The following is a 23,536-nucleotide window of genomic DNA, read 5'->3' on the forward strand; positions in this document are numbered from 1 at the left end:
GAACATGACCACGACGACCGAACGCACCGAGGTCACGCCCAGCACCGAAGGACCGAGCCTGCTCCAGCGCCTGGCGGTGCGACCGGAGATCGGAGCCGCCCTCGGCGCGCTGCTGGTGTTCGTCTTCTTCTCGCTGATCACCGACCGCTTCCTCAGCCCGCTCGGGATCGCGACCTGGCTGGACGACGCGTCCACGCTCGGCATCATGGCGGTCGCGGTGGCGCTGCTGATGATCGGCGGCGAATTCGACCTGTCGGCGGGCGTGATGACCGCGTCGACCGCGCTCGTCACCGCACTGCTCGCGGTGCACGCGGGGTGGAACGTCTGGTTCGCGCTGCTGGCCTCGCTGGTGTTCGCGCTGACCGTGGGCGCGTTCAACGGCTGGGTCGTGATGCGCACGGGGCTACCGAGTTTCATCGTCACCCTCGGCACATTCCTTGCGCTGCAAGGGCTCAACCTCGGCGTCACCCGCTTGGTCACCGACACGGTGCAGGTGTCGGGCGTGCGGGCCGCGGACGGCTACCAGTCGGCGGGCTGGGTGTTCGCGTCCACGTTGAACATCGGCGACGCGCGCATCCAGGCTTCGGTGGTGTGGTGGATCGTGCTCACCGCGATCGCCTCGATCATCCTGGTGCGCACCAAGTTCGGCAATTGGATCTTCGCGGTCGGCGGCTCGCTGCCCAGCGCGCGGGCGGTGGGTGTCCCGGCGGACCGGACGAAGATCCTGCTGTTCATGGGGACCGCGTTCGCGGGTTGGGTGGTCGGCTCCTGCAACATCCTGCGTTTCGCGAGCGTGCAGGCCAACCAGGGCGTCGGGCTCGAACTGCACTACATCATCGCGGCCGTGGTCGGCGGCTGCCTGCTCACCGGCGGCTTCGGCTCGGCGATCGGCGCCGCCATCGGCGCGCTCATCTTCGGCATGGCGCGCCAGGGCATCGTTTTCGCGCGCTGGGACAGCGACTGGTTCATGCTGTTCCTCGGCGTGCTGCTGCTGGCCGCGGTGCTGGTGAACAACCGATTCCAGAAGCGAGCGGAAAGGGTGCGCCGATGATCGCTCCCCTGATCGAGACGATCGAGATCGGCAAGAGTTACGGTGGCGTCGTCGCGCTGCGCGACGTGTCGACGGTGGTGCGGGCGGGCGAGGTCACCTGTGTGCTCGGCGACAACGGCGCGGGCAAATCCACGCTCATCAAGATCCTCGCCGGTGTGCACCGGCACGACCGAGGCGAATTGCGCGTCGAGGGCGAGCGGGTCCGATTCGATTCGCCGCGTGCGGCATTGGATCGCGGCATCGCGACGGTGTACCAGGACCTCGCCGTGGTGCCGTTGATGAGCGTCTGGCGCAACTTCGTGCTCGGTTTCGAGCCCACGACCGGATACGGGCCTTTCCGGCTGCTCGATCGGAGAGCCGGGCGCGAGATCGCGCGAAAGGCACTGGCCGACATGGGTATCGAGATCGAGGACATGGAACAGCCGGTCGGCACCCTGTCCGGCGGACAGCGGCAGTGTGTCGCGATCGCCAGGGCGGTGCATCGCGGTGCCAAGGTGCTGATCCTCGACGAGCCGACCGCCGCATTGGGCGTGAAACAGGCCGGGGTGGTGCTGAAATACGTGGTGCAGGCGCGCGAACGCGGGCTCGGCGTCGTCCTCATCACACACAATCCGCACCACGCCTACCCCGTCGGTGACCGCTTCCTGCTGCTCGAGCGCGGCGCGGTGCTCGGCTCCTACGAGAAGTCCGAGATCGACCTGGCCGAGCTGACCAGGCAGATGGCGGGCGGAGCCGAACTCGACGCGCTGCAACACGAATTGGCGCGGGTGATCGGCTCGTGACCGGGTCCGCGGGGGCGGGCACGATCGAGGCGCTGACCATCGGCCGCGTCGGCGTCGACCTGTATCCGGAGCAGAGCGGCGTCCCCCTCGCGGAGGTGCGGTCCTTCGCGAAATCGTTGGGCGGCACGGCGACCAACGTCGCGGTGGCCGCCGCGCGCCTCGGCCGTCGCTCGGCGGTGCTCACCAAAGTCGGCACGGACGGCTTCGGCGCGTACGTGCGCGCGGCGCTGACCGAGTTCGGTGTCGCCGCGGACTATGTCGGCACCGCGCCGAATCTGCTGACGCCGGTGGTCTTCTGCGAGCTGAACCCGCCCGCCGATCCGCCGCTGCTCTTCTACCGCGCCCCGATCGCGCCGGACCTCGCCCTGACACCCGAGGACGTGCCGTGGGATCTGGTCGACGCCGTGCCGCTGCTGTGGGTCACCGGCACCGGCGTCAGCGCCCAACCCGCGCGCGGCACCCAGCGCGCGATTCTGGAGCGCCGCGCCAGACGCGGGCACACGGTCCTCGATCTGGACTATCGGCCGATGTTCTGGCCGGACGAGGCGACCGCGCGCGCCGAGATCGGCTGGATGCTCGACCACGTGAACGTCGTCGTGGGTAACCGCACCGAGGTCGGCATCGCGGTCGGCACGACCGATCCCGACGCGGCGGCCGATCGGCTGCTGGCGCGCGGCATCCGGCTCGCGGTGATCAAGCGCGGCGCCGAGGGCGTGCTCGTGGCCACCGCAGGCGAGCGCTGGACCGTACCGCCGTGCGAGGTGGCGGTGGTGTGCGGGCTCGGTGCGGGCGACGGCTTCGGCGGCGCGCTGATCCACGGGCTGCTCTCCGACTGGGACCCGCACCGCATCGGCGTCTACGCCAACGCGGCGGGCGCGCTGGTCGCGTCCCGGCTGGCCTGCGCGGACGCCATGCCGACGGCCGCGGAGATCGAGGAGCTGCTGTGCCGATGAACCCCGCTCCGCACCTGACCGACGACCGCTGGGCCGAGCTGCTGCGAGTTCGCGCGACGGACCCGGCCGCCGTCGAACGGGCCTACGCCAAGCGGATTCGACGGTCCGCCCTGCTCTCGGAGCGCGAGACCCTGTTCCTGGTGGCCGCCGACCATCCCGCGCGCGGCGCGCTCGGCGTCGGTTCGGACCGCACGGCGATGGCCGACCGGCGCACCCTGCTGGAACGGTTGCTGATCGCGCTGGCCGATCCGGCGGTGGACGGCGTGCTCGGATCGCCGGACGTGGTCGAGGAGCTGTTGTTGCTCGACGCGCTGGACGACAAGGTGGTGATCGGCTCGATGAACCGCGGCGGCCTGGCTGGCGCCGAGTGGGAGATCGACGACCGGTTCACCGGCTACGACGCCGACGCCCTTGTCCGCTATCGCCTCGACGGCGGCAAAATGCTTCTCCGCCTCGTCGATTCGGATCCCGGCACAGTGCCCACCCTGCACGCCTGCGCGCAGGCGGTGTCCGAGCTCGCCGCGCACGGGCTGATGGCGATGGTGGAACCGCTGCCGTACCACCGCGACGCGTCCGGCGCGCTGGTGATGAGCAAGGACGCGCCCTCGCTCGCGCGGGCCATCACCGTCGCCTCGGGCCTCGGCGTCACCTCCGCCTACACCTGGCTGAAAATCCCCGCACCCGAGGACAGTTCGGTGCTGGACGCCACGACGCTGCCGGTGGTCGTGCTCGGCGGCGTGCCTTCCGGTGACCCGGCCGCGGACCTGGCCGCCTGGGGCGGTGCGCTGCACCACGACGTGGTGCGCGGCCTGGTGGTCGGGCGCACCTTGCTCTACCCGCCGGACGGCGATGTCGCCGCCGCTGTCGACGCGGCGGCTCGGATGCTGAAGCAGTCCCGATGACGAAGGAGTCCCGATGACACTGCATCGTCCGGCCGGGACACTGGCCGACGACCGAGATCCGGTCCGGCTCACCGCCGAGGACGCCGGATGGCGCTATACCGGCCTGCGCGTGATCGAGCTCGCGCCGGGCGAGACCAGAACCCTGTCCACCGGCGAGTACGAGGCGTTCGTGCTGCCGCTGTCCGGCTCCTGCGTCGTCCGGGCCGACGCGCTCGTTCTCGAATTGCGCGGCCGGGAGTCGGTTTTCACCCGAGTGACCGACTTCGCGTACGTACCGCGCGACGCCGACGTGGCGTTGTCCAGCGCCGGGGGAGCGGTGCTCGCCATGCCGATGGCCAAATGCGGGCGGCGGCTCTCGCCGAAATATGGTCCGGCCGAAGAGGTTCCGGTCGAGGTGCGAGGCGCGGGCCGGGCGACACGGCAGGTCAACAACTTCGGCGTGCCCGGCGTCTGGGCGCACGCGGACAAGCTCAACGCCTGCGAGCTGATCACGCCGGACGGCAACTGGTCGTCGTACCCGCCGCACAAGCACGACGAGGCGAGCGCGTGCGAGGTGGTCAACGAGGAGATCTACTACTTCCGCATCGCGGGTCGCGACGGCGTCACCCCGTCCCGCGAGGGTTTCGGCATGCACCGCACCTACACCGCCGAGGTCGACGAGAACGTCGCGGTGCGCGACGGCGACGTGTTCCTGGTGCCGCGCGGTTATCACGGTCCGTGCGTCGCCGCGCCCGGCTACCCGATGTACTACCTCAACGTGCTGGCCGGTCCGGCGCCCGAGCGGTCGATGGCCTTCTGCGACGATCCGGCGCACGCCTGGGTCCGGGACGGCTGGACGGGGGAGCAGCCCGACCCGCGCTGCCCGGTCACCGGCCCGGAAGGACGGTCGTCATGGAACTGACCACCGCGCAGGCTCTGGTGTCCTGGCTGATCGCGCAGCGCTCGGAGACGCTGGACGGCGCGGACGTGCCGCTGTTCCCGGCCGTCTTCGCGATCTTCGGGCACGGCAACGTGCTCGGTCTCGGCACGGCGCTGCACGAACGCCGCGACGAGCTGCCCGTCTGGCGCGGACATACCGAACAGGGGATGGCGCTGGCGGCGGTCGGCTACGCCAAGGCCACGCACCGTCGCCAGGTCGGCGTCGCCACGTCCTCCATCGGACCCGGCGCGCTGAACATGGTGACCGCCGCGGGCGTCGCGCACGCGAACCGGCTGCCGCTGCTGCTCCTTCCCGGCGACACCTTCACCGGACGCGCCCCCGATCCGGTGCTGCAACAGGTCGAACACTTCGGTGACGCGACCGCGACGGTCAACGACGCGTTCCGCGCCGTGAGCCGCTACTTCGACCGGATCACCAAACCCGAACAGCTCATCGCGACGCTGCCGCAGGTGGCGCGCGTGCTGACCGATGCCGCCGACGCCGGACCTGTCACCCTGGCGCTGCCCCAGGACGTGCAGGCCGAGACCTTCGACTTCCCGGACGCGCTGTTCACTCCCGTGCTGCACCGCGTGCCGCGTCCGCGCCCCGATGTGCGCGCGCTGACCGAGGCCGCCGCGGCCGTACGCGCCGCGCGGCGACCGCTGCTCGTGCTCGGCGGCGGCGTGCGCTATTCGGGCGCGGGCCCGATCGCGATGGAATTCGCGGAGCGGCACGGCATTCCGATCACCGAGACCACCGCGGGCCGCACCCTGGCGCCCCACGACCATCCGCTGTACGCGGGACCGCTCGGCATCACCGGCTCGGCGTCGGCGAACACGCTCGCCGCGGACGCGGACCTGGTGCTCGCGGTCGGCACCCGGTTGCAGGACTTCACGACGGCCTCGTGGACGGTCTTCGCGCCCGACGTCCGCGTGGTCACCGTCAACGCGGCCCGCTTCGACGCGGTCAAGCACGGCGCGTTGCCGGTCGTCGGCGACGCGGCGGCCACACTCGCCGAACTGAACGAGCACCTGTCCGGATGGACCGCCCCGGCGGACTGGACTCGCCGCGCCGCGCCGCTGCGGGAGACCTGGGACGCCCGGATCGACAAGCTGCGCGCCCCGACCCCGGGCACCCCCAGCTACGCCCAGGTCGTCGGCATCGTCAACGAGCTCTCGACGCCCGAGGACTACGTCATGACGGCCTCCGGTGGGCTGCCCGGCGAGCTGATCGGCGGCTGGCGCGCCGCCGGAGGGCGGCCGAGCATGGACGTGGAGTACGGATTCTCCTGCATGGGTTACGAACTCGCGGGCGCCTGGGGCGCGGCCATGGCGCACGAGGGCGGTCTGGTCACCACCTTGCTCGGCGACGGCTCCTACCTGATGCTGAATTCGGAACTGTTCTCGGCGGCCTTCGCCGGGCATCCGTTCGTCGCCGTGGTGTGCGACAACGACGGCTACGCGGTGATCGCGCGCTTGCAGGAGGGGCAGGGCGGCGCGGCGTTCAACAATCAGTACGCGGACTGCCGCACGACCCTCGCCGACCCGCCGCGAGTCGATTTCGCGGCGCACGCCTCAGCGCTGGGTTGCTCGGTATTCGCTGCAACCGATACCGACCAGTTTCGAATCGCCTACCAACAAGCGCGGGTGGCCGTGGTCGAGTCGTCGCGTCCGGCGGTCGTCGTGGTGCGGACTCGGGCCGCCGCTTGGACCGAGGCCGGTGCGTGGTGGGAAGTCGGTGTGCCGCAATACCTTTCCGGCCGCGGCGACTACGATGCGAAGAAGCCCGCGCAGCTGCGCTACGCACGCGGGCGATGATCTACCCGCGAGGTCGCTCCGTGTACGTCGGTGTACAGACCTGTTCGCTGGGTAATCGATACCCGTGCAGGGATGCGAGGTGAGAGACACAGACCCCCGTGGGCGTTGAATAGCTCACAGTGGACGGGGCCGAATGTGGAGAAATTCGTCGGATGATGGCATTGTGGATCTACGAGACCGGGGTGTCTATGCAAGTCCCTGGCTCGTCAACAGAAAGTATGAAATGGCTCAAGGCATTGTTAAGTGGTTCAACAGCGAGAAGGGCTTCGGCTTCATTGCCCAGGACGGCGGCGGTCCCGACGTCTTCGTGCACTACTCGGCTGTGAGCGGCTCGGGTTTCCGGTCCCTCGATGAGGGGCAGCGCGTGGAGTTCGAGATCGGCCAGGGACAGAAGGGTCCGCAGGCCCAGGACGTCCGCGTCGTCGCCTGATTCGACACGCACTTCGAGGCTCCGCACCATTACGGTGCGGGGCCTCTCGTCGTTTCAGGGCCGGTGAGACTCGCCGGAACCGTCGCACGATGGACCGAGCGGCGCCGGGCGTTGTACCCTTCCCCGGTTCTGCGCGTTCGGAGAAGGTGCGGCGTATGGCTCAGGGCACAGTGATGTGGTTCGACACCGAAAAAGGTTTCGGTTTCATCGCCCAAGACGGTGGCGGCAAGGACGTATTCGTGGATTACCTGGATCTCCAGGGTTCCGGGTTCCGATCCTTGACGGCCGGGCAGCGGGTGGAGTTCGAGCTGCGCCAAAGCAAGTCGGGACCGGAGGCGATCGGCGTGCGCGTCATCGAGTAGGCGTCTCCCCGCGCCTGCGCTGCCTCCCGGCCGCCGCTACCGGTTCGACAGTGCCTGTGCGCGAAAGAACTCCGCGGTCAGCTCCCGCGCGCGTCCCAGGTCTCGATCGCCGGGTCGTGGGAAAGGTGCTGCCGCGCCGTCGAACTCGCCCGCGATGAACCTGGCGCGATCGGCGCGGGCACGGCTCCGCTGCCCATTTCCCTTGTCCGCGACTTCAGTTCGGTCAGCTCGGCCACGGCCGCGACCAAGTCGGCGGGCAGCTCGCACTGCGCGAGCGGCGTCGGCAGATGCAGGCGCGACCGCCGCCTCGGGATGCTCCCGCAGCCACCGCCGCGCCATCGCGGGACGCAGCCCTGCTCGGCCAGCGCCCGCAACTCGGCGCGGAACCCCGCGTTGCAGCGATAGACGATCGGCGACATCAGCCACTCGATGAGCACCGCGTTGCGAGCTCTCGCCGCGGCGGCGCACGGGGGACGGCGGGCGGGGTGTCGCCCCGGCTCGGCTGACCTCCCTGGCCGCGCCGTGCGCAGGTTGCTGTGGCGCGTGGCCGGCGGTGGCGTCCAGCGCGGAAACCGCGTTCTCGGCTGCCACCGCGGAATATTCGGCGAATTGCCGACCGATAACTCGAGTTTCCTCGACCCGAAAATTGCCCGGCACTGGGACGCCTTCGGTTCACACGCTGCCCAGGCATTCTGGGGCCAATTCCACAAGCGCTCGGAAGCCGCCATTCTCAGAGTTTCTCCGGCGATTCCTCAGAGTTCTCTCATAAATGAGCGGATGCTGCGCGCGCGTACGAACTGGACGGCTGACCAGCGCTTTGCTGTCGCAAACATGCAGGTAGAGGCACATTTTTGGGGGCGGATTCGTAGGATGTGTAGTGATCGGCGCCGCATCGAAGATTTCAAAGTAGTGTGCGTCACAATTCTCCGGAATTTCGTAACCGCATTCGCGCCGCCGCCGATGTGCCGTGTGTCAGCCAGTTCGACTGGATAAATTCGAGGAAGAGGAATTCATATGATCCCCGTTATCATCGACACCGGTAGTGCTGCCATCAACGGCCTGTTCGACACTCTCGGTGCCGCCCTGCACGGTGTGCTGAACACCCTGTGGACGGGATCCTTCGGCGGCCGCTGATTCGACTCCGCGATCGAGTGATTCGATCGGGTCCGTGCCGCCTGCTCGGTACGGCCGATGGAAGGCCCCGCACCCCCTCGGTGCGGGGCCTTCCGCCTGTTCCGAAGGAGGCGCGACCTCCTCGGACGGGCGACGTGCCCCGGCGTCCTTGCGGCAGATCGGCATTCGGGCTGTGCGACGTGACCTCCCCGCGCGCCGCCCGCACACTGACGGCAGCCGCCTACCGGGTGGTACAGCCGGGCGAAATGCCGACCACTAAGCTTGTCGGCGGTAACTGCCGACCCCCATTTCCCAGGAGTACCCCACAGTGAGCCAAGCAGGCCGTCCTGTTGTTCTGATCGCCGACAAGCTCGCCCAGTCGACCGTCGACGCGCTCGGTGACGGTGTCGAGGTTCGCTGGGTCGACGGCCCCGACCGCCCGGCCCTGCTCGCCGCGGTTCCGGAGGCCGACGCGCTGCTCGTGCGTTCCGCCACCACCGTCGACGCCGAGGTGCTCGAGGCAGGCAAGAACCTGAAGATCGTCGCCCGCGCCGGCGTCGGCCTCGACAACGTCGACGTGCCCGCCGCCACAGAGCGCGGCGTCATGGTCGTCAACGCGCCGACCTCCAACATCCACACCGCCGCCGAGCACGCGGTCACCCTGCTGCTCGCCGCCGCCCGCCAGGTTCCGGCCGCCGACGCGACCCTGCGTGAGCGCACCTGGCAGCGCAGCAAGTTCAACGGCGTCGAGATCTTCGGCAAGACCGTCGGCGTCGTCGGCCTCGGCCGCATCGGCCAGCTGTTCGCCGCGCGCCTCGCCGCGTTCGAGACCAAGCTGATCGCCTACGACCCCTACGTCTCCCCGGCGCGCGCCGCCCAGCTCGGCATCGAGCTGGTCACCCTGGACGAGCTGCTGCAGCGCGCCGACCTGATCTCGGTGCACCTGCCCAAGACCCCGGAGACCAAGGGCCTGCTGAGCAAGGAGAAGCTCGCCCTCACCAAGCCGGGCGTCATCATCGTCAACGCCGCGCGCGGCGGCCTGATCGACGAGGCCGCGCTGGCCGAGGCCATCAAGTCCGGCCACGTGCGCGCCGCCGGCCTGGACGTGTTCGAGACCGAGCCGTGCACCGACAGCCCGCTGTTCGAGCTGCCGCAGGTCGTCGTCACCCCGCACCTGGGCGCGTCGACCTCCGAGGCGCAGGACCGCGCCGGCACCGATGTCGCGAAGTCGGTGCTGCTCGCCCTGGCGGGCGAATTCGTGCCGGGCGCGGTGAACGTCACCGGCGGCGCGGTCGGCGAAGAGGTCGCCCCGTGGCTGGAGATCGTGCGCAAGCAGGGCGCCCTGGTCGGCGCGCTGTCCGACGAGCTGCCCGTCAGCATCGAGGTCCAGGTGCGCGGCGAGCTCGCCTCCGAGGACGTCGCGGTGCTGGAGCTCTCGGCGCTGCGCGGCATCTTCTCGGCGCTGGTCGAGGACCAGGTCACCTTCGTCAACGCGCCCGCGCTGGCCAAGGAGCGCGGCATCACCGCGCAGGTCACCACCGCGTCGGAGAGCCCGAGCCACCGCAGCGTCGTCGACCTGCGCGCCGTGTTCGGCGACGGCCGCACCCTGAACGTCGCGGGCACCCTGACCGAGCCGCAGCAGGTGCAGAAGATCGTCAACATCAACGGCCGCAACTACGACATGCGCGCCGAGGGCCTGAACCTGGCGATCCTGAACTACGAGGACCGGCCGGGCGCGCTGGGCAAGATCGGCACCAAGCTCGGCGAGGCCGACATCGACATCCTGGCCGCGCAGCTGAGCCAGGACGTGGACAAGGAAGGCGCGACCGTCGTCCTCCGCGTGAACAAGGAAGTGCCCGCCGACGTGCAGGCCGCCATCGCCGAGTCGGTCGGCGCCGGCAAGATCGCGCTGGTCGACCTGTTCTGATCCGCTCGGCGCGCCGAGCGCCGAAGAAGAACCGTGCCGCGCGCCGTCACCGCAGGGTGGCGGCGCGCCGCATGTTCCCGGCGTATGCCGGGAGGTCGCGAGCGTCCCGCCCGGGTGGCCGGACGCGGCGAGTCGCCTAGTACCGTGGCGTTGCTCGCCGAGCGTCCGGCCGGTCCGGTCGAAAATGAACGGAGTTGTCATGAAGCTTGCTGTCATCCCCGGTGACGGTATCGGGCCCGAGGTCATCGCCGAGGCGCTCAAGGTGCTGGACGTCGTCGTGCCCGGCGTCGAGAAGACCGAGTACGACCTCGGCGCGAAGCGCTACCACGCGACGGGCGAGATCCTGCCGGAGTCGGTGCTGCCCGAGCTGAAGCAGCACGACGCCATTCTGCTCGGCGCGATCGGCGATCCGTCGGTGCCCAGCGGTGTGCTCGAGCGCGGTCTGCTGCTGCGCACCCGGTTCGCACTGGACCACCATGTGAACCTGCGTCCGTCGAAGCTGTTCCCCGGCGTCACCAGCCCGCTGGCCGGCAACCCCGATATCGACTTCGTCGTGGTGCGCGAAGGCACCGAGGGTCCGTACACCGGCACCGGCGGCGCGATCCGCGTCGAGACCCCGCACGAGGTCGCCACCGAGGTGAGCACCAACACCCGCTTCGGCATCGAGCGCGTCGTCCGCTACGCCTTCGCCAAGGCGCAGGCCCGCCGCAAGCACCTCACCCTCGTGCACAAGAACAACGTGCTGACCTTCGCCGGATCGCTGTGGCAGCGCACCGTAGACGAGGTCGCCGCCGAGTTCCCCGAGGTCACCACCGCCTACCAGCACATCGACGCGGCGACCATCCACATGGTCAACGATCCCGGCCGCTTCGACGTGATCGTCACCGACAACCTGTTCGGCGACATCATCACCGACCTCGCGGCCGCGGTCAGCGGCGGCATCGGCCTGGCGGCCAGCGGCAATATCGACGCCTCCGGCGCCAACCCGAGCATGTTCGAGCCGGTGCACGGCAGCGCCCCGGACATCGCGGGCCAGTCGAAGGCCGACCCGACCGCCGCGATCCTGTCGGTCTCGTTGCTGCTCGACCACCTCGGCAACGCCGAGGCCGCCGCCCGCATCGAGGCCGCCGTCGCCAAGGACCTGGCCTCGCGGTCCGGCGCGTCGTCCACCGTCGAGGTCGGCGACCGGATCGCCGCTTCGGTCTGATCGATCGTCCGCGAATCCCCGCGTCCGCCTGTGGCGCGGGGATTCATCGCGCTCGAAGCGGTTACCCTCGGGTCGAGTGCGGAACAGGGAGTTTCAGGTGACCAAGCGACGGACAAGCCGTAAGCCGGGTCCCTACACGGTTCGGGACCTGCACGCGCTGCCTTCGGACGGCAAGAGTTTCGAGCTGGAGGACGGCTGGCTCGTCGAGGTCGATCGCGGCGCGCGGCACAACCATGTGGCGCAGCGGCTGGCGCGTTTCCTCGATGTCGCCGCCGACGCCGAGGTGCACGTCTGCCTCGGCGGCGGCTGGGAAGTGAGCACGCCGGGCGGTATCCGCAAACCCGACATCGTCGTGGTGCCACGCGAAGTGGTGCGTTCCGCCCTCGTCGCCGACCCGCCGCGGCTGCTGCCCGGCTCCGAAGTGCGGCTGGCCGTGGAGGTCGTCGCGCCGGGGACCGGCAGCGAGCGCACCGACCGCGTGCGCAAGGTCCGGGAGTACGCGGCCGTCGGCATTCCGCAGTACTGGATCGTCGAACACCACCCGCAGGTGCGCATTCACCCGCTCGTCCTCGACGGCGACACCTACCGCGCCGACCCACCCGTCGGTCCCGGTTCGACACTGAGCGCGAACATCGGCCCAGACAACAACTTTCGCGTCGAGGTGGATCCGGCGGCGTTGCTGGAGGTGTGAGTAGCGTTCGCCCGCGGCGGGATTCGATCAGCGCGGGTTTCGGCTGTCGGTGGGAACCAAGGGGATGGCGGCGGTGGCCAGGGCCGCGGCGGCCAAGTAGGCGGCGGGGAAGCCACCGACGGTGATCAGCGCGCCGAAAACCGGTGGTATCGCGGCGATCGCGAGGTTCTGGCCGGTGTTCTGGATGCCGAGTCCGCGTCCGCTCCAGTACGGGCCCGCGATCTCGGCGACGGCCGTGAATGCTAGACCGTTGTCGGACACCGTGATAACCGAGGCGGCGATCAGCAGCGGGATGGCGGTCCACCACCACTGCGTCCACGCGGTCAGACCCAGTGCGGCCATGGACAATACGGCCGCGACGGCCACCGTCCGCAGCGGACCGAGCCGGCTGCCGACTCGGTCGGACCACGCGCCCGCGCCGATTCGGCCGAACGCGCCGAGGATCTGGGTCGCGGTCACCAGCACGCCCGCGGCGGGCAGCGACCAGCCGATGTCGCGGTGCAGCCACAGCAGCGCGAAGGTCCACACCACGCCCTGCGGCACACACAGCAGCACGGAGACGGCGTGGATGCGCCACAGCGTGGCGTCGCCGCGATACGGATTGGCACGGTCGACGCCCTTGCCCTCCGGACGCGGCGGATCGACGATGCCCAGGTAGCACCCCGCCGCGGCGACGCCCGCCATGATCGCCGGTACCAGGATCGCGGTCGAAATGCCGTGCGCCGCAGCGACCGCGGGCACGGCGAGCGCGCCGACGCCGACACCCAGGGGCTGCGCGGTCTGCCGGATGCCCATGGCCAGCCCGCGCCGCTCCGGCGGGAACCAGCCGACGATGACGCGTCCGCTGGCTCCGTTGGTGCTCGCCGCACCCGCTCCGCCGAGGAACAGCAGCGCACCGAGCGCGAGGTCGTCGGTGGTGACCGCCGCCGCCGCGCCCGCGACGAACATCACCAGCGGCCCGCCGACCAACACTTTCCGCTCACCGATGCGGTCCACCACGTAACCCCACGCGATCAGCGTGCAGACCAACCCGACGGTCGGCATCGCCACAAGGAGACCCGCGGCGGGCAAAGACATTCCGCGTGCGGTGAGCGCAGGCAGCAGGAACGGGGTGCCGTGCACGAACACCGCGCTGGACGCCTGCGCGAAGACGCCGAGGCCGAGCATGGACCACCGTCGTCCCGCGCGTACTTCTGTCACGGTCGCCATGGGCCACACCTCGAATCTCATAATATGGAACTCAGGTCTCACTGAGTGAGCACCAGCGCTCACGCTACACCCGCGGGCGATCCGATTTCTCGCCGGACGGCTTCCCGAGGCCCGCCGCCGCGCCGATCGGACCGCTCGGTCGGGTGCGTTCGGGCAGGTCGATGCCGGTCGATAGACTCCGAGGCATGCGTCTAGGTCGAGTTGCCAGTCCCGATGGGGTCGCGTTCGTCAGCATCGAGGGGGAGGACAGCGACAGCATCGCCAAAGAGATCGCGGAACACCCGTTCGGTACGCCGACGTTCACCGGACGGAGCTGGCCGCTGGCCGACGTGCGCCTGCTCGCGCCGATCCTGGCCAGCAAGGTGGTGTGTGTCGGCAAGAACTACGCCGCGCACGCCGCGGAGATGGGCGGCCCCGCGCCGGAGGAACCGGTGATCTTCATGAAGCCGAGCACCGCGATCGTCGGGCCCAACGCCCCGATCATCTTGCCGCCCAGCTCCTCTCAGGTCGACTACGAGGGCGAGCTCGCCGTCGTCATCGGCCGCCCGTGCAAGGACGTGCCCGCCGCCCGTGCCAAGGACGTGATCCTCGGCTACACCGTCGCCAACGACGTCACCGCCCGCGATCAGCAGCGCCAGGACGGCCAGTGGACGCGCGCCAAAGGTTACGACACCTTCTGTCCGCTCGGCCCGTGGATCGAAACCTCGCTGGACCCTTCGGATCTGGAGATCGTCACCGAACTCGACGGCGAGGTCCGCCAGCGCAGCCGCACTTCGCTACTGCTGCACGACATTCCGAAGCTGGTCGAATGGGTGAGCACGATCATGACGCTGCTTCCGGGCGACGTCATCCTGACCGGAACGCCGGAGGGCGTCGGCCCCGTCCAGAACGGGCAGCAGGTGTCCGTCACCGTCGAGGGCCTCGGAACCCTCACCAATCCCGTTGCCGCCAAACGCTGATCGAAAGAGAGCCATGACTGAAGTACGGGTCCGATTCTGCCCGTCACCCACCGGCACACCGCACGTCGGCCTGATCCGGACGGCGCTGTTCAACTGGGCGTACGCCCGCCACACCGGCGGCACCTTCGTCTTCCGCATCGAGGACACCGACGCGGCGCGCGATTCCGAGGAGTCCTACCGCGCCATCCTCGACGCGCTGCGCTGGCTCGGTCTGACCTGGGACGAGGGTCCCGAGGTCGGCGGCCCCTACGGCCCCTACCGCCAGTCGGAGCGCCGCGAACTGCATTTCGACGTGGTGCGCAAGCTGCTCGAGGCCGGCGAGGCCTACGAATCCTATTCCACGCCAGACGAAGTCGAGGCGCGCCATCTGGCCGCGGGCCGCGACCCCAAGCTCGGCTACGACAACTTCGACCGCGACCTCAGCGCCGAGGCCGTCGCCGCGTACCGCGCCGAGGGCCGGGCCCCGGTGATCCGGCTGCGCATGCCCGACGAGGACCTCACCTGGCACGACCTGGTGCGCGGCGAGACCACCTTCAAGGCGGGCTCCGTGCCCGACTTCGCGCTCACCCGCGGCAACGGCGATCCGCTCTACACGCTGGTCAACCCGGTCGACGACGCGCTGATGAAGATCACCCACGTGCTGCGCGGCGAGGATCTGCTCTCCTCGACGCCCCGCCAGCTGGCGCTGTACGCCGCGCTGCGCCGGATCGGGGTGGCGGAGTTCACCCCGGAGTTCGGCCACCTGCCGTTCGTCATGGGGCAGGGCAACAAGAAGTTGTCCAAGCGTGATCCGGAGTCGAATCTGTTCGCCCACCGCGACCGCGGATTCATCCCCGAGGGTTTGCTGAATTACCTGGCGTTACTCGGTTGGGGCCTCGCCGACGATCACGATGTGTTCTCGATGGCCGAGATGGTGGCGGCCTTCGACATATCGAAAGTGAATTCGAATCCGGCGCGTTTCGATCAGAAGAAGGCCGACGCGCTGAACGCCGAGCACATCCGATTGCTGGAGCCCGGTGATTTCGCGAGCAGGCTGCGCGAGTTCCTCACCGAACACAACCACATCGGCGCCGAGGTGGACGAGAAGATGTTCGCCGCGGCGGCGGAATTGGTGCAGACCAGAATCGTGGTTCTGTCCGACGCGTGGGATCTCTTGCGATTCCTCTTCGCACCCGCCGAAGAGTTCGCCATCGACCCCGCGGCGGGCGCCAAGAATCTGGGCGCGGACGCGGTGCCGGTACTCGATGCCGCGATCGCCGCGCTGGAGCCTTTGGCGTCCTGGACGACCCCGGCTATCGAAGAGGCGCTGAAAACCGCGCTGATCGATGATTTGGGGCTCAAACCGCGCAAGGCTTTCGCGCCGGTGCGGGTCGCGGTGACGGGATCGCACATCAGCCCGCCGCTGTACGAGTCGCTGGAACTGCTCGGCCGCGAGACGACGATGGCTCGGCTGGCCGCGGCGCGGGAGTGGACACCCGCCGCCGACTGAGATCTACCTCACGCTCGCTGACCCCGTGCGTGCCGTGGACGGATCCCGTCCGGCGGTGCGGCCGGGGCCTCGCGGGTCGCCGGGGACCGGTTCGCTCGACGTGCGCGGGCCGGCGCCCCGGACCGTGATTTCGGCCGAAAACCTGCCTTTGACCAGGCGATTTGTAGTTTACCGGTAGTGGTTTGGTAATCTCTTTCTCGGCCGGAACGCGGCCCCGAAGTCAGCCAGACGGCGGGGTCGAAAGACTGGTCACTGGGGTATGGTGTAATTGGCAACACAGCTGATTCTGGTTCAGCCATTCTAGGTTCGAGTCCTGGTACCCCAGCGGAGAATGTTGTTCGTCTCTCGGTTCGCGACCGAAAGTGGTTCAGCATCCGGCGATTTGGTCGCCGAGCTTCGGTCAGCTAAACTAACCGAGCTTCCAACGATCGAAAGATCAACCGGAGATCATCACGAAAGTGAGTGATCAGTCCTGGCCCCGTCGTCTAGCGGCCTAGGACGCCGCCCTCTCAAGGCGGTAGCGCGGGTTCGAATCCCGTCGGGGCTACGCAAGTGGGAGGCCCATGCTCATGGAGAGCATGGGCCTTTCTTGCTTCGCAAGTGTTTTGTGGGGGCGCAGCCCCCACGCCCCGCCCGGAGGGGCGGTGCCCCCCGGACCCCCCCTTGGTGCGTGGTTGCGTTTGGTGCGGGTTGTCACCCTCGAGTCTTTGGTTGCGTAGCGTCTTCTGCGTGGGTGGTCCCGTTTTGGGAGGTCGTCGCTTTGAGCCTCTGTCTGCGCGGCGTCTTCGCTTGGGCGGATCGGATGTTTGTGGCCGTCCGCGTCGGTGTTCGCCGGTCGTGTTGCGGCGTCCATGATGCGATCACCATCTGACCGTGCTGGGTACGCCGCTGGAGGGATACTGCTCGTCCTTGGTCGGCCGATGTCGGGGCGCGACTCCGATCGAGGTCGCCACCCAACTGCGCTGGCCGCAGTGCCGTTGCTGCTCGATCGTCGCCGGTCGTGGAGCTCGTCGAGTCGCCGCTGCATGTAGCGGCCTTCCGAGTGCGGGGAGGGGCTGCTGGTGATGCCTTCTACCTCCGGCTTTCGGAATGCCATGGGGCCCGCGCAGTGTGCCGGATCATGTTGGCGAAGCCGAGCCATGCAAGGGCTTGTGTTCCTCGGTGGTGGCGGCCGGCCTGCGGTGTCTTCGCGGGCTGGCGGAGAAGGGCTACGGGTCGAGAGTTCAGCGGCCTGTGGCGAGGAGCAAGAGGTCGATCGCGGGGGCCTGGATTTCCTTGGGGCCTTCGCCGTAGGTCCAGGTGGTATCTGTGGCGGCCAGGCGGGTTCCCTGTAAACGTTTGCGGGCGCCGTAGAAGCGGCTGGGGAGGACGTGGTCCAGGGCGGCCGTCACGCGGTCGGTGGGGGTGTGCCTGGGGCGGTTCAGGGGGCGGGCGATGTCTTGGCCGTGCACGATGATGTCCACCAGTGGGTCGAGCGGGCTCGCGCCGGGGGCGTGTCGTGTGGAGTCGGCCGATTCGCGAAGCTGGGCGATCAATTCGGCGGGGGTGAAGCGGGCGGCGCGGGTTGTCGCCAGGGTGGCGGTCATTCGGTCCCAGTTGCCCCTGGCGCGGATCAGGCCGACGAAGGTGTCGCGCAGGGTGTCGGGGGAGGTGATGTGGGCGAGGACGTCGTGCACTGTCCAGCCCGTGCACAGGGAACGCCGCCTCCACTCGTCCTCGGTCAGGTGCTCGAGATAGTCGGCGAGATCGAGGCGCTCGGCGCGCAGCCAAGCCGGGAGCAGGTCACGGTTCATCGTCGAATCTTCCGGTCGAAGGTCGGTTACCGGTATCGACGGAGCCGGACGCCGCAACTCATCGGCGCGGGGTGTTCGAAGGGATTCGGGGGAGCGGGAATCGAGAGATGAGAACGGGGCGCCGCCGACGGGAATCACTGCGAGCTGCTCGCGATCCCCTGGCGCCCCGATCCGGATGGCTGGTTATCCGCTCTTGCGGCGGAACTCCCGCTTGTGGCTGGCATTGCCGTGCGCGGCGGTCGCCTTCGAGTGGCCGTCCAGGTGGTCCGTCGACTTGGCGTGCTGGGCGTTCTTCCGCTCCAGCGCCTCGCGGAACTTGCGCTTCACTTCTTCGGCACTGCCGTTGGAACTACCCGATTCCGTCATCGCCTGCTCCTCGTCGTCGCGGCCGCTGCGCAGCGCTACCCGCTGGGCGGCGCTGCCCGGCCGAATCGTGTCGAACGACTCGACGCTAACGCGCGACAGCGCCGATGTCAGCTCGATTTCCGCTGCGCCGCGCGCGATCTTGCCGACACAGCCGCACGAAGCCCGCCGGAGCGAATGCGGAGGTACGCCTCCTAGTCCAAAGCGTTGGCGGTCGTGCCGCCGAGCGGCAGCGCGGGCAGGCCGAGCTTGCGGTGATCCCAGCTGCGTATCCGCTCGGGCACCACGCGCACCGCGACCCGCTTGTTGAGCATGTTCTCCACCAGCGGCCGGACCTCTTCGCTGTACGGGCCGGTGTAGCGCTCCCAGACGCTCACGCCGACCGCGAAGAGCTTCTCCGGATCGTCGATGATCTCGGCGCGCCCCTCGATGGACACGCCGCGCAGCTGGTCGTAGGTCTGCCCGGCCTCGACCATGCAGGTGACGCGCGGATCGCGGCGCAGGTTCACCGCCTTCTGCGATTTGGCCTTGGTCTCGAACCAGATCTCGCCGTCGATCAGCGCGTACCACATGGCGGTCAGGTGCGGTCTGCCCTGCGGACCGAGGGTGGCCAGCGTCGCGATGCGGCTGCGCTCCAGGAACTCGGCGATCTCGGCGTCCGACATGACGATCTGCGCCCGTTGGTTGACTCCCATGGGCCAACTCTAGAGAACGAAATCTGAAACGTGTTACAGACGCTTGTGCAGTGCGTCCGCGGCGGCGACCAGATCGGCCGCCCAGCGCGCGCCGGGCCTGCGGCCCATCCGGTCGATCGGGCCGGAGACCGAGACCGCGGCGATCACGTTGCCCGCCGTGTCGCGCACCGGCGCGGAGACGCTGGCCACGCCCGCCGCCCGCTCGGCCGCGCTCTGCGCCCACCCCCGCTTGCGCACTTCGGCGAGCGCGCGTTCGCCGAACACCGCGTCGGCGAGGATGGTGCGCTGCAACTCCGGATCCGCCCATGCGAGCAGCACCTTGGCGGCCGAGCCCGCGGTCAGCGGTAGGCGGGCGCCGATCGGGACGGTGTCGCGCAGGCCGACAGGCGGTTCCATGGCGGCGATACAGACCCTGGCGCCGCCGTCGCGGCAATACAGTTGGACGCTCTCGCCGGTGATCTCGCGCAGCCGGGGCAGAATGGCCGCCGCGGCCTCCTGAAGGGGATCGGTCGCGCCCGCGGCGAGCTCGGCGAGGGCCGGACCCGGCCGCCACGTTCCGTTGTTGTCGCGGGCGAGCAGACGGTGCACCTCGAGGCCGACGGCCAGCCGGTGCGCGGTGGCCCTCGGCAGGCCGGTGCGGGTGCACAACTCGTTGAGACCGCAGGGATGCTCCGCGACGGCGTAGAGGACTGCCACTGCTTTGTCGAGGACGCCGATACCGCTATGCTGTCTCATAGAACGATATTAGCGTCTCGGATATTGAGATAGTCAAACTCCGCCGAGAAAGTCGCCGCCGAGGCGAGCGGCCAGGGCGGGGCGGCACGGTCGAGATGTCCGTCGACCCAATCCACAACTCTGTGCAGCAGGCGCCGCGCGCTCAGCCCGAATCGCGCGGACCCGCTGCTCGTCCGAAAGGTGATCGAGAATGGCCGACCGCCCACGCACCCTGGCCGAAAAGGTGTGGGATCAGCACGTCGTAGCCCGCGGCGAGGGTGAAGGCGCCTCGCGCGAGCCCGATCTGATCTACATCGATCTGCACCTGGTGCACGAAGTGACGAGTCCGCAGGCCTTCGACGGACTGCGGGCCGCGGGCAGGAAGGTGCGTCGCCCCGACCTGACCATCGCGACCGAGGACCACAACGTCCCCACCATCGATATCGATAAGCCGATCGCCGACCCCATTTCCCGCACCCAGGTCGAGACGCTGCGGCGCAACTGCGCGGAATTCGGTGTCCGGCTGCACCCGATGGGCGATCTCGATCAGGGCATCGTGCACGTGGTCGGTCCGCAGCTCGGCCTGACCCAGCCCGGCACGACCGTGGTGTGCGGCGACAGCCACACCTCCACGCACGGCGCGTTCGGCGCGCTGGCGATGGGCATCGGCACCAGCGAGGTCGAACACGTGCTGGCGACACAGACTTTGTCGCTGCGCCCGTTCAAGACGATGGCCATCAATATCGACGGTGAACTGCCGCACGGGGTCACCAGCAAGGACGTGATCCTCGCCGTCATCGCCCAGATCGGCACCGGCGGCGGCCAGGGCTACGTCCTGGAGTACCGCGGCGAGGCCGTGCGCGCCATGTCCATGGAGGCGCGGATGACGATGTGCAACATGTCCATCGAGGCGGGCGCCCGCGCGGGCATGATCGCGCCGGACGAGGTCACCTACGAGTTCCTGAAGGGCCGCCCGCACGCGCCCCAGGGCGCCGACTGGGATGCCGCGGTGGCCGCATGGGACGCGCTGAAGACGGACGAGGGCGCCGTTTTCGACGCCGAGGTGCACATCGACGCGAGCAAGCTGACGCCGTTCGTCACCTGGGGCACCAACCCGGGGCAGGGCCTGCCGCTGGGCGAGACCGTGCCCGACCCCGCCGAGATTGCCGACGAGACGGCGCGGGAGGCCGCGGAGAAAGCGCTGCGGTACATGGATTTGGAGCCGGGAACTCCGCTTCGGCAGATCCCGATCGACACCGTATTCGTCGGATCGTGCACCAACGGACGCATCGAGGATTTGCGCGCTGTGGCCGGGATTTTGAAGGGACGGCGCGTCGCGGACGGCGTGCGAATGCTGGTCGTACCGGGCTCGATGCGGGTTCGCGCGCAGGCGGAAAAAGAAGGATTGGGTGAGATTTTCACCGCGGCCGGCGCCGAATGGCGGCAGGCCGGTTGTTCGATGTGCCTGGGAATGAACCCGGATCAGCTTTCGCCGGGCCAGCGCTGCGCCTCCACCTCGAACCGCAACTTCGAAGGCAGGCAGGGCAAAGGCGGGCGCACCCACCTGGTTTCCCCGCTGGTGGCCGCCGCGACGGCGGTCCGCGGAACTCTGTCCTCGCCCGCGGATCTGAACTGACGACGCCCGGCACCCCCTACGTATCCAGGAGAATCTGATGGAAGCCTTCACCGTGCACAAGGGGATCGGCGTGCCGCTGCGCCGCTCCAACGTCGACACCGACCAGATCATCCCGGCGGTCTATCTGAAGCGGGTCACTCGAACCGGATTCGAGGACGGCCTGTTCGCGGCCTGGCGAACCGACCCTGACTTCATTTTGAACACCGAGCCCTTCAAGCGGGGTAGTGTGCTGGTTGCGGGTCCGGATTTCGGTACCGGTTCCTCACGCGAGCATGCCGTATGGGCGCTGTCGGACTACGGCTTTCGGGTGGTCATCTCGCCCCGATTCGCCGACATCTTCCGTGGCAATGCGGGTAAGGGCGGCCTGTTGGCGGCCCAGATGTCACAGAACGATGTCGAATTGCTCTGGAAGATGATCGAGGAACAGCCCGGTCTCGAATTGGTAGTGGATCTCCAGGCGCGAACCGTGACGGCAGGAACCGTCGTGTTGCCGTTCGATATTGATGACTACACCCGGTGGCGCCTGCTCGAGGGTTTGGACGACATCGGTCTGACGCTCCGGCGTAGCGACGTCATCGCCGAGTTCGAAAAGGCAAGGCCGAGTTGGAAGCCCACCACCCTGCCCGCCCATATTTCGCAGGCGTAATCAATCAGGGGCGATAGCTGGACGTCATGGCGAGCGGTAGCTAGACGTGTGCTAAACCACCATGAATTTTGGCGTGGCACATAGACTCTTGCTCAAAGTGGGTTTACCGTGGTACCTAGTCGGTCCGACGACGGGCCATTAGTCTGCGGAGGATTCAATGAACAAGGCGGAACTGATCGACGTTCTGACCGAAAAGTTGGGTACGGACAGGCGCACGGCTACCGCGGCAGTCGAGCATGTTGTGGACACCATCGTGCGCGCGGTGCACAAAGGCCAGAGCGTCACGATCACCGGATTCGGTGTGTTCGAACAGCGTAAGCGTGCCGCCCGTGTGGCTCGGAACCCGCGCACCGGCGAAACCGTCAAGGTGAAGCCGACTTCGGTGCCCGCGTTCCGTCCCGGCGCCCAATTCAAGGCGGTCATCGCGGGCAAGCAGAAGCTCGCGGCGACCGGTCCTGCGGTCAAGCGTGGCGTGAATGCCCCTGTGGCGGCGAAGAAGGCGGCCGCCAAGAAGACGGCGGCGAAGAAGGCCGCCGCCAAGAAGGCGACCGCCACCAAGGCGCCCGCCAAGACGACGGCCAAGAAGGCCGCGGCCAAGGCTCCGGCGAAGACCACCGCCCGGAAGACGGCCACCACCGCCAAGAAGGCGCCCGCCAAGAAGACGGCCACCAAGGCCACCGCGGCCAAGAAGACCGCGGCCAAGAAGACGGCCACCAAGGCCACCGCCGCCAAGAAGACCACGGCGGCGAAGAAGGCTCCGGCCAAGAAGACCGCGGCCAAGAAGGCTCCGGCCCGCCGCACGCGCTGAGGCTTGGTCGGCGGCCCGGCCGACTGCCCACCCATACGGACCGGAAACGGCCCCGGGAACGATCCCCGGGGCCGTTTCGGTCTGTCCGCGTCCGGTTTTCAGGGGCCCGGAAACCCCGCCCTACGGCTTCACCAAGCCTGTCGACAGCGACCGGTCGAGGTGGTCCGCGGCCACCATCCGGCCGTCGGCGAAGGACAGCACCCAGACGCTGCCCTTGCGATTGCGCGCCGGTGGAACGGTGAGCCCGGACCGGTCCGCCCACCAGGTCAGCAGATCGGGAATCACCTTGCCCTGGCTGCACAGAACCCGCACCGCGCCGTGCGGCTCCAGCTCGACGGCGCGTTCGCGGGCCGCGTCCCGCGCTGCCGCGTAACCGGTTTCGGAGAACAGCGGCTCCAGATGGATCTCCGCGCCGAGTTTCTCGGCCAGCGGCTGCACCGTCTGCACGCAGCGCACCGGATCGGCCGAATAGATCTCGCTCGCGCCGAAGGCCAGCAGATGCGGCACCAGCGCCTGCGCTTGTTCGCGCCCGGCCCGCTCCAGCGGCCGTTCGTCGTCGGGGCCGTCGAAGCGTTCGCGGTGGCCCGCTTTCGCGTGCCGCACCAGCAACAGGGTGTCGGTGGCGGCGGGCATTCGGCTGAAGGCGCGCACGACCTGCCGATCCATCGGATAGGACAGCTCGTCCATCACCCGATCCAGCGGATACCAGGTCAGCAGATCCACTTCGGTATTGGCGGTGAATTCGCCACCCGACACTTCCGCCGCCCAATAATCGACGCGTTTGAGTTTGCGGTGCCCGGGAATGGGGTAAGTGACATGCCCGAGGTATCGGCCGAGGCGGGAATCGAGGCCGGTCTCCTCGCGCACCTCGCGGACGGCGGCCAGCACCGGAGTCTCACCCGGATCGATCTTGCCCTTGGGCAGGGACCAGTCCTGGTACTTGGGCCGGTGCACGACCGCGATCTCCACGCCGCCGGGCTTGCCCGGGGCGCGGCGCCAGAGCACGGCGCCAGCGGCGTGAATATTGGCCGTCACCCGGGGATCCCAGAACGGCCCCCCGTCCATCTCGT

23 protein-coding genes and 2 tRNA genes are annotated in these 23,536 nt (G+C 68.8%); 18 read left to right on the plus strand and 7 right to left on the minus strand.

Going from position 1 to position 23,536, the window contains the following annotated elements:
* Positions 1-4 precede the first annotated feature (4 nt).
* From FB390_RS14535 to FB390_RS14570, 8 genes are all read left to right on the plus strand, one after another.
* A complete protein-coding gene (locus FB390_RS14535) occupies positions 5-1,051 on the plus strand; it encodes an ABC transporter permease (protein WP_221639265.1) in 1,047 nt (348 codons plus the stop codon).
* Positions 1,048-1,833 (plus strand): ATP-binding cassette domain-containing protein, encoded by a 786-nt coding sequence (locus FB390_RS14540; protein ID WP_141809435.1) that lies wholly within the window; start codon positions 1,048-1,050, stop codon positions 1,831-1,833. The genes FB390_RS14535 and FB390_RS14540 overlap by 4 nt, the downstream gene beginning before the upstream one ends.
* Complete coding sequence (gene iolC / locus FB390_RS14545; protein WP_141809436.1) at positions 1,830-2,786, plus strand: 5-dehydro-2-deoxygluconokinase; 957 nt, start codon at positions 1,830-1,832, stop codon at positions 2,784-2,786. Before FB390_RS14540 ends, iolC begins: the two co-directional genes overlap by 4 nt.
* Positions 2,783-3,688 (plus strand): Cgl0159 family (beta/alpha)8-fold protein, encoded by a 906-nt coding sequence (locus tag FB390_RS14550; RefSeq protein WP_141809437.1) that lies wholly within the window; start codon positions 2,783-2,785, stop codon positions 3,686-3,688. Before iolC ends, FB390_RS14550 begins: the two co-directional genes overlap by 4 nt.
* Before the next feature lie 13 nt (positions 3,689-3,701).
* A complete protein-coding gene (gene iolB, locus FB390_RS14555) occupies positions 3,702-4,589 on the plus strand; it encodes a 5-deoxy-glucuronate isomerase (RefSeq protein ID WP_141809438.1) in 888 nt (295 codons plus the stop codon).
* The gene (iolD, locus tag FB390_RS14560; RefSeq protein WP_141809439.1) at positions 4,580-6,424 is read left to right on the plus strand and encodes a 3D-(3,5/4)-trihydroxycyclohexane-1,2-dione acylhydrolase (decyclizing); all 1,845 of its coding nucleotides are present in this window, start codon (positions 4,580-4,582) and stop codon (positions 6,422-6,424) included. The genes iolB and iolD overlap by 10 nt, the downstream gene beginning before the upstream one ends.
* A gap of 223 nt (positions 6,425-6,647) precedes the next feature.
* Positions 6,648-6,854 (plus strand): cold-shock protein, encoded by a 207-nt coding sequence (locus FB390_RS14565; protein WP_011210759.1) that lies wholly within the window; start codon positions 6,648-6,650, stop codon positions 6,852-6,854.
* A gap of 155 nt (positions 6,855-7,009) precedes the next feature.
* Positions 7,010-7,216, plus strand: coding sequence for a cold-shock protein (locus FB390_RS14570; protein WP_141809440.1), 207 nt, complete (start codon positions 7,010-7,012; stop codon positions 7,214-7,216).
* 77 nt (positions 7,217-7,293) lie between these two features.
* Here the strand turns inward: FB390_RS14570 and FB390_RS14575 are convergent, their stop codons facing one another.
* The gene (locus FB390_RS14575; RefSeq protein ID WP_246124024.1) at positions 7,294-7,635 is read right to left on the minus strand and encodes a hypothetical protein; all 342 of its coding nucleotides are present in this window, start codon (positions 7,633-7,635) and stop codon (positions 7,294-7,296) included.
* A 1,022-nt stretch (positions 7,636-8,657) separates the two neighbouring features.
* Between FB390_RS14575 and serA the strand changes: the two genes are divergently transcribed.
* From serA to FB390_RS14590, 3 genes are all read left to right on the plus strand, one after another.
* On the plus strand, positions 8,658-10,256 hold the full coding sequence (gene serA / locus FB390_RS14580) for a phosphoglycerate dehydrogenase (protein WP_141809441.1): 1,599 nt from the start codon (positions 8,658-8,660) through the stop codon (positions 10,254-10,256).
* A gap of 199 nt (positions 10,257-10,455) precedes the next feature.
* Positions 10,456-11,463: a 3-isopropylmalate dehydrogenase gene (locus FB390_RS14585; RefSeq protein WP_141809442.1), complete on the plus strand. Its 1,008-nt coding sequence runs from the start codon at positions 10,456-10,458 to the stop codon at positions 11,461-11,463.
* 97 nt (positions 11,464-11,560) lie between these two features.
* The gene (locus tag FB390_RS14590) at positions 11,561-12,154 is read left to right on the plus strand and encodes a Uma2 family endonuclease (protein WP_141809443.1); all 594 of its coding nucleotides are present in this window, start codon (positions 11,561-11,563) and stop codon (positions 12,152-12,154) included.
* Between the two features lie 27 nt (positions 12,155-12,181).
* Here FB390_RS14590 and FB390_RS14595 read toward each other — a convergent pair whose 3' ends face one another.
* Positions 12,182-13,363: an MFS transporter gene (locus FB390_RS14595; protein WP_141809444.1), complete on the minus strand. Its 1,182-nt coding sequence runs from the start codon at positions 13,361-13,363 to the stop codon at positions 12,182-12,184.
* Positions 13,364-13,548: 185 nt separating this feature from the next.
* On the opposite strand from FB390_RS14595, the gene FB390_RS14600 reads away from it, so the two are divergent.
* The 4 genes from FB390_RS14600 to FB390_RS14615 all read left to right on the plus strand — a co-directional run bounded on the left by FB390_RS14600 (position 13,549) and on the right by FB390_RS14615 (position 16,358).
* Positions 13,549-14,322, plus strand: coding sequence for a fumarylacetoacetate hydrolase family protein (locus FB390_RS14600; protein WP_141809445.1), 774 nt, complete (start codon positions 13,549-13,551; stop codon positions 14,320-14,322).
* 13 nt (positions 14,323-14,335) lie between these two features.
* Positions 14,336-15,811, plus strand: coding sequence for a glutamate--tRNA ligase (gltX, locus tag FB390_RS14605; protein WP_141809446.1), 1,476 nt, complete (start codon positions 14,336-14,338; stop codon positions 15,809-15,811).
* A 253-nt stretch (positions 15,812-16,064) separates the two neighbouring features.
* Positions 16,065-16,136 (plus strand) — tRNA-Gln (locus FB390_RS14610).
* 149 nt (positions 16,137-16,285) lie between these two features.
* Positions 16,286-16,358: transfer RNA gene (locus tag FB390_RS14615), tRNA-Glu, on the plus strand.
* Between the two features lie 676 nt (positions 16,359-17,034).
* On the opposite strand, the gene FB390_RS14620 is transcribed toward FB390_RS14615, so the two are convergent.
* The 4 genes from FB390_RS14620 to FB390_RS14635 all read right to left on the minus strand — a co-directional run bounded on the left by FB390_RS14620 (position 17,035) and on the right by FB390_RS14635 (position 19,397).
* Positions 17,035-17,604, minus strand: a complete 570-nt coding sequence (locus tag FB390_RS14620) for a maleylpyruvate isomerase family mycothiol-dependent enzyme (RefSeq protein ID WP_141809447.1) — start codon at positions 17,602-17,604, stop codon at positions 17,035-17,037.
* Positions 17,605-17,787: 183 nt separating this feature from the next.
* Complete coding sequence (locus FB390_RS14625; protein WP_141809448.1) at positions 17,788-17,970, minus strand: DUF5302 domain-containing protein; 183 nt, start codon at positions 17,968-17,970, stop codon at positions 17,788-17,790.
* Positions 17,971-18,161: 191 nt separating this feature from the next.
* Positions 18,162-18,662: a pyridoxamine 5'-phosphate oxidase family protein gene (locus tag FB390_RS14630; RefSeq protein WP_141809449.1), complete on the minus strand. Its 501-nt coding sequence runs from the start codon at positions 18,660-18,662 to the stop codon at positions 18,162-18,164.
* A gap of 33 nt (positions 18,663-18,695) precedes the next feature.
* Positions 18,696-19,397, minus strand: coding sequence for an IclR family transcriptional regulator (locus tag FB390_RS14635; RefSeq protein WP_067781941.1), 702 nt, complete (start codon positions 19,395-19,397; stop codon positions 18,696-18,698).
* 190 nt (positions 19,398-19,587) lie between these two features.
* On the opposite strand from FB390_RS14635, the gene leuC reads away from it, so the two are divergent.
* The 3 genes from leuC to FB390_RS14650 all read left to right on the plus strand — a co-directional run bounded on the left by leuC (position 19,588) and on the right by FB390_RS14650 (position 22,466).
* Positions 19,588-21,012: a 3-isopropylmalate dehydratase large subunit gene (leuC, locus tag FB390_RS14640; RefSeq protein ID WP_141809450.1), complete on the plus strand. Its 1,425-nt coding sequence runs from the start codon at positions 19,588-19,590 to the stop codon at positions 21,010-21,012.
* Positions 21,013-21,049: 37 nt separating this feature from the next.
* The gene (leuD, locus tag FB390_RS14645) at positions 21,050-21,658 is read left to right on the plus strand and encodes a 3-isopropylmalate dehydratase small subunit (RefSeq protein ID WP_141809451.1); all 609 of its coding nucleotides are present in this window, start codon (positions 21,050-21,052) and stop codon (positions 21,656-21,658) included.
* Positions 21,659-21,815: 157 nt separating this feature from the next.
* Positions 21,816-22,466 carry an HU family DNA-binding protein gene (locus FB390_RS14650; protein WP_141809452.1) on the plus strand — a complete coding sequence of 217 codons (651 nt, stop codon included), beginning with the start codon at positions 21,816-21,818 and terminating at the stop codon, positions 22,464-22,466.
* A gap of 120 nt (positions 22,467-22,586) precedes the next feature.
* Here the strand turns inward: FB390_RS14650 and FB390_RS14655 are convergent, their stop codons facing one another.
* Positions 22,587-23,531, minus strand: coding sequence for an NUDIX hydrolase (locus FB390_RS14655; RefSeq protein ID WP_141811771.1), 945 nt, complete (start codon positions 23,529-23,531; stop codon positions 22,587-22,589).
* Positions 23,532-23,536: the final 5 nt, after the last annotated feature.

The organism is Nocardia bhagyanarayanae, assembly GCF_006716565.1.
Taxonomy (GTDB): Bacteria; Actinomycetota; Actinomycetes; order Mycobacteriales; family Mycobacteriaceae; genus Nocardia; species Nocardia bhagyanarayanae.

What these genes read in the sequence shown, in the direction of transcription:
- FB390_RS14600 (WP_141809445.1), top strand. Translation starts at nt 13,549, where the DNA reads ATGCGTCTAGGTCGAGTTGCCAGTCCCGATGGGGTCGCGTTCGTCAGC.
- gltX (WP_141809446.1), top strand. Translation starts at nt 14,336, where the DNA reads ATGACTGAAGTACGGGTCCGATTCTGCCCGTCACCCACCGGCACACCG.
- iolD (WP_141809439.1), top strand. Translation starts at nt 4,580, where the DNA reads ATGGAACTGACCACCGCGCAGGCTCTGGTGTCCTGGCTGATCGCGCAG.
- FB390_RS14540 (WP_141809435.1), top strand. Translation starts at nt 1,048, where the DNA reads ATGATCGCTCCCCTGATCGAGACGATCGAGATCGGCAAGAGTTACGGT.
- leuC (WP_141809450.1), top strand. Translation starts at nt 19,588, where the DNA reads ATGGCCGACCGCCCACGCACCCTGGCCGAAAAGGTGTGGGATCAGCAC.
- FB390_RS14565 (WP_011210759.1), top strand. Translation starts at nt 6,648, where the DNA reads ATGGCTCAAGGCATTGTTAAGTGGTTCAACAGCGAGAAGGGCTTCGGC.
- FB390_RS14595 (WP_141809444.1), bottom strand. Translation starts at nt 13,363, where the DNA reads ATGGCGACCGTGACAGAAGTACGCGCGGGACGACGGTGGTCCATGCTC.
- FB390_RS14630 (WP_141809449.1), bottom strand. Translation starts at nt 18,662, where the DNA reads ATGGGAGTCAACCAACGGGCGCAGATCGTCATGTCGGACGCCGAGATC.
- FB390_RS14550 (WP_141809437.1), top strand. Translation starts at nt 2,783, where the DNA reads ATGAACCCCGCTCCGCACCTGACCGACGACCGCTGGGCCGAGCTGCTG.
- FB390_RS14575 (WP_246124024.1), bottom strand. Translation starts at nt 7,635, where the DNA reads ATGTCGCCGATCGTCTATCGCTGCAACGCGGGGTTCCGCGCCGAGTTG.
- FB390_RS14635 (WP_067781941.1), bottom strand. Translation starts at nt 19,397, where the DNA reads ATGAGACAGCATAGCGGTATCGGCGTCCTCGACAAAGCAGTGGCAGTC.
- FB390_RS14655 (WP_141811771.1), bottom strand. Translation starts at nt 23,531, where the DNA reads ATGGACGGGGGGCCGTTCTGGGATCCCCGGGTGACGGCCAATATTCAC.
- FB390_RS14625 (WP_141809448.1), bottom strand. Translation starts at nt 17,970, where the DNA reads ATGACGGAATCGGGTAGTTCCAACGGCAGTGCCGAAGAAGTGAAGCGC.
- FB390_RS14650 (WP_141809452.1), top strand. Translation starts at nt 21,816, where the DNA reads ATGAACAAGGCGGAACTGATCGACGTTCTGACCGAAAAGTTGGGTACG.
- FB390_RS14585 (WP_141809442.1), top strand. Translation starts at nt 10,456, where the DNA reads ATGAAGCTTGCTGTCATCCCCGGTGACGGTATCGGGCCCGAGGTCATC.
- leuD (WP_141809451.1), top strand. Translation starts at nt 21,050, where the DNA reads ATGGAAGCCTTCACCGTGCACAAGGGGATCGGCGTGCCGCTGCGCCGC.
- iolB (WP_141809438.1), top strand. Translation starts at nt 3,702, where the DNA reads ATGACACTGCATCGTCCGGCCGGGACACTGGCCGACGACCGAGATCCG.
- FB390_RS14620 (WP_141809447.1), bottom strand. Translation starts at nt 17,604, where the DNA reads ATGAACCGTGACCTGCTCCCGGCTTGGCTGCGCGCCGAGCGCCTCGAT.
- FB390_RS14570 (WP_141809440.1), top strand. Translation starts at nt 7,010, where the DNA reads ATGGCTCAGGGCACAGTGATGTGGTTCGACACCGAAAAAGGTTTCGGT.
- FB390_RS14535 (WP_221639265.1), top strand. Translation starts at nt 5, where the DNA reads ATGACCACGACGACCGAACGCACCGAGGTCACGCCCAGCACCGAAGGA.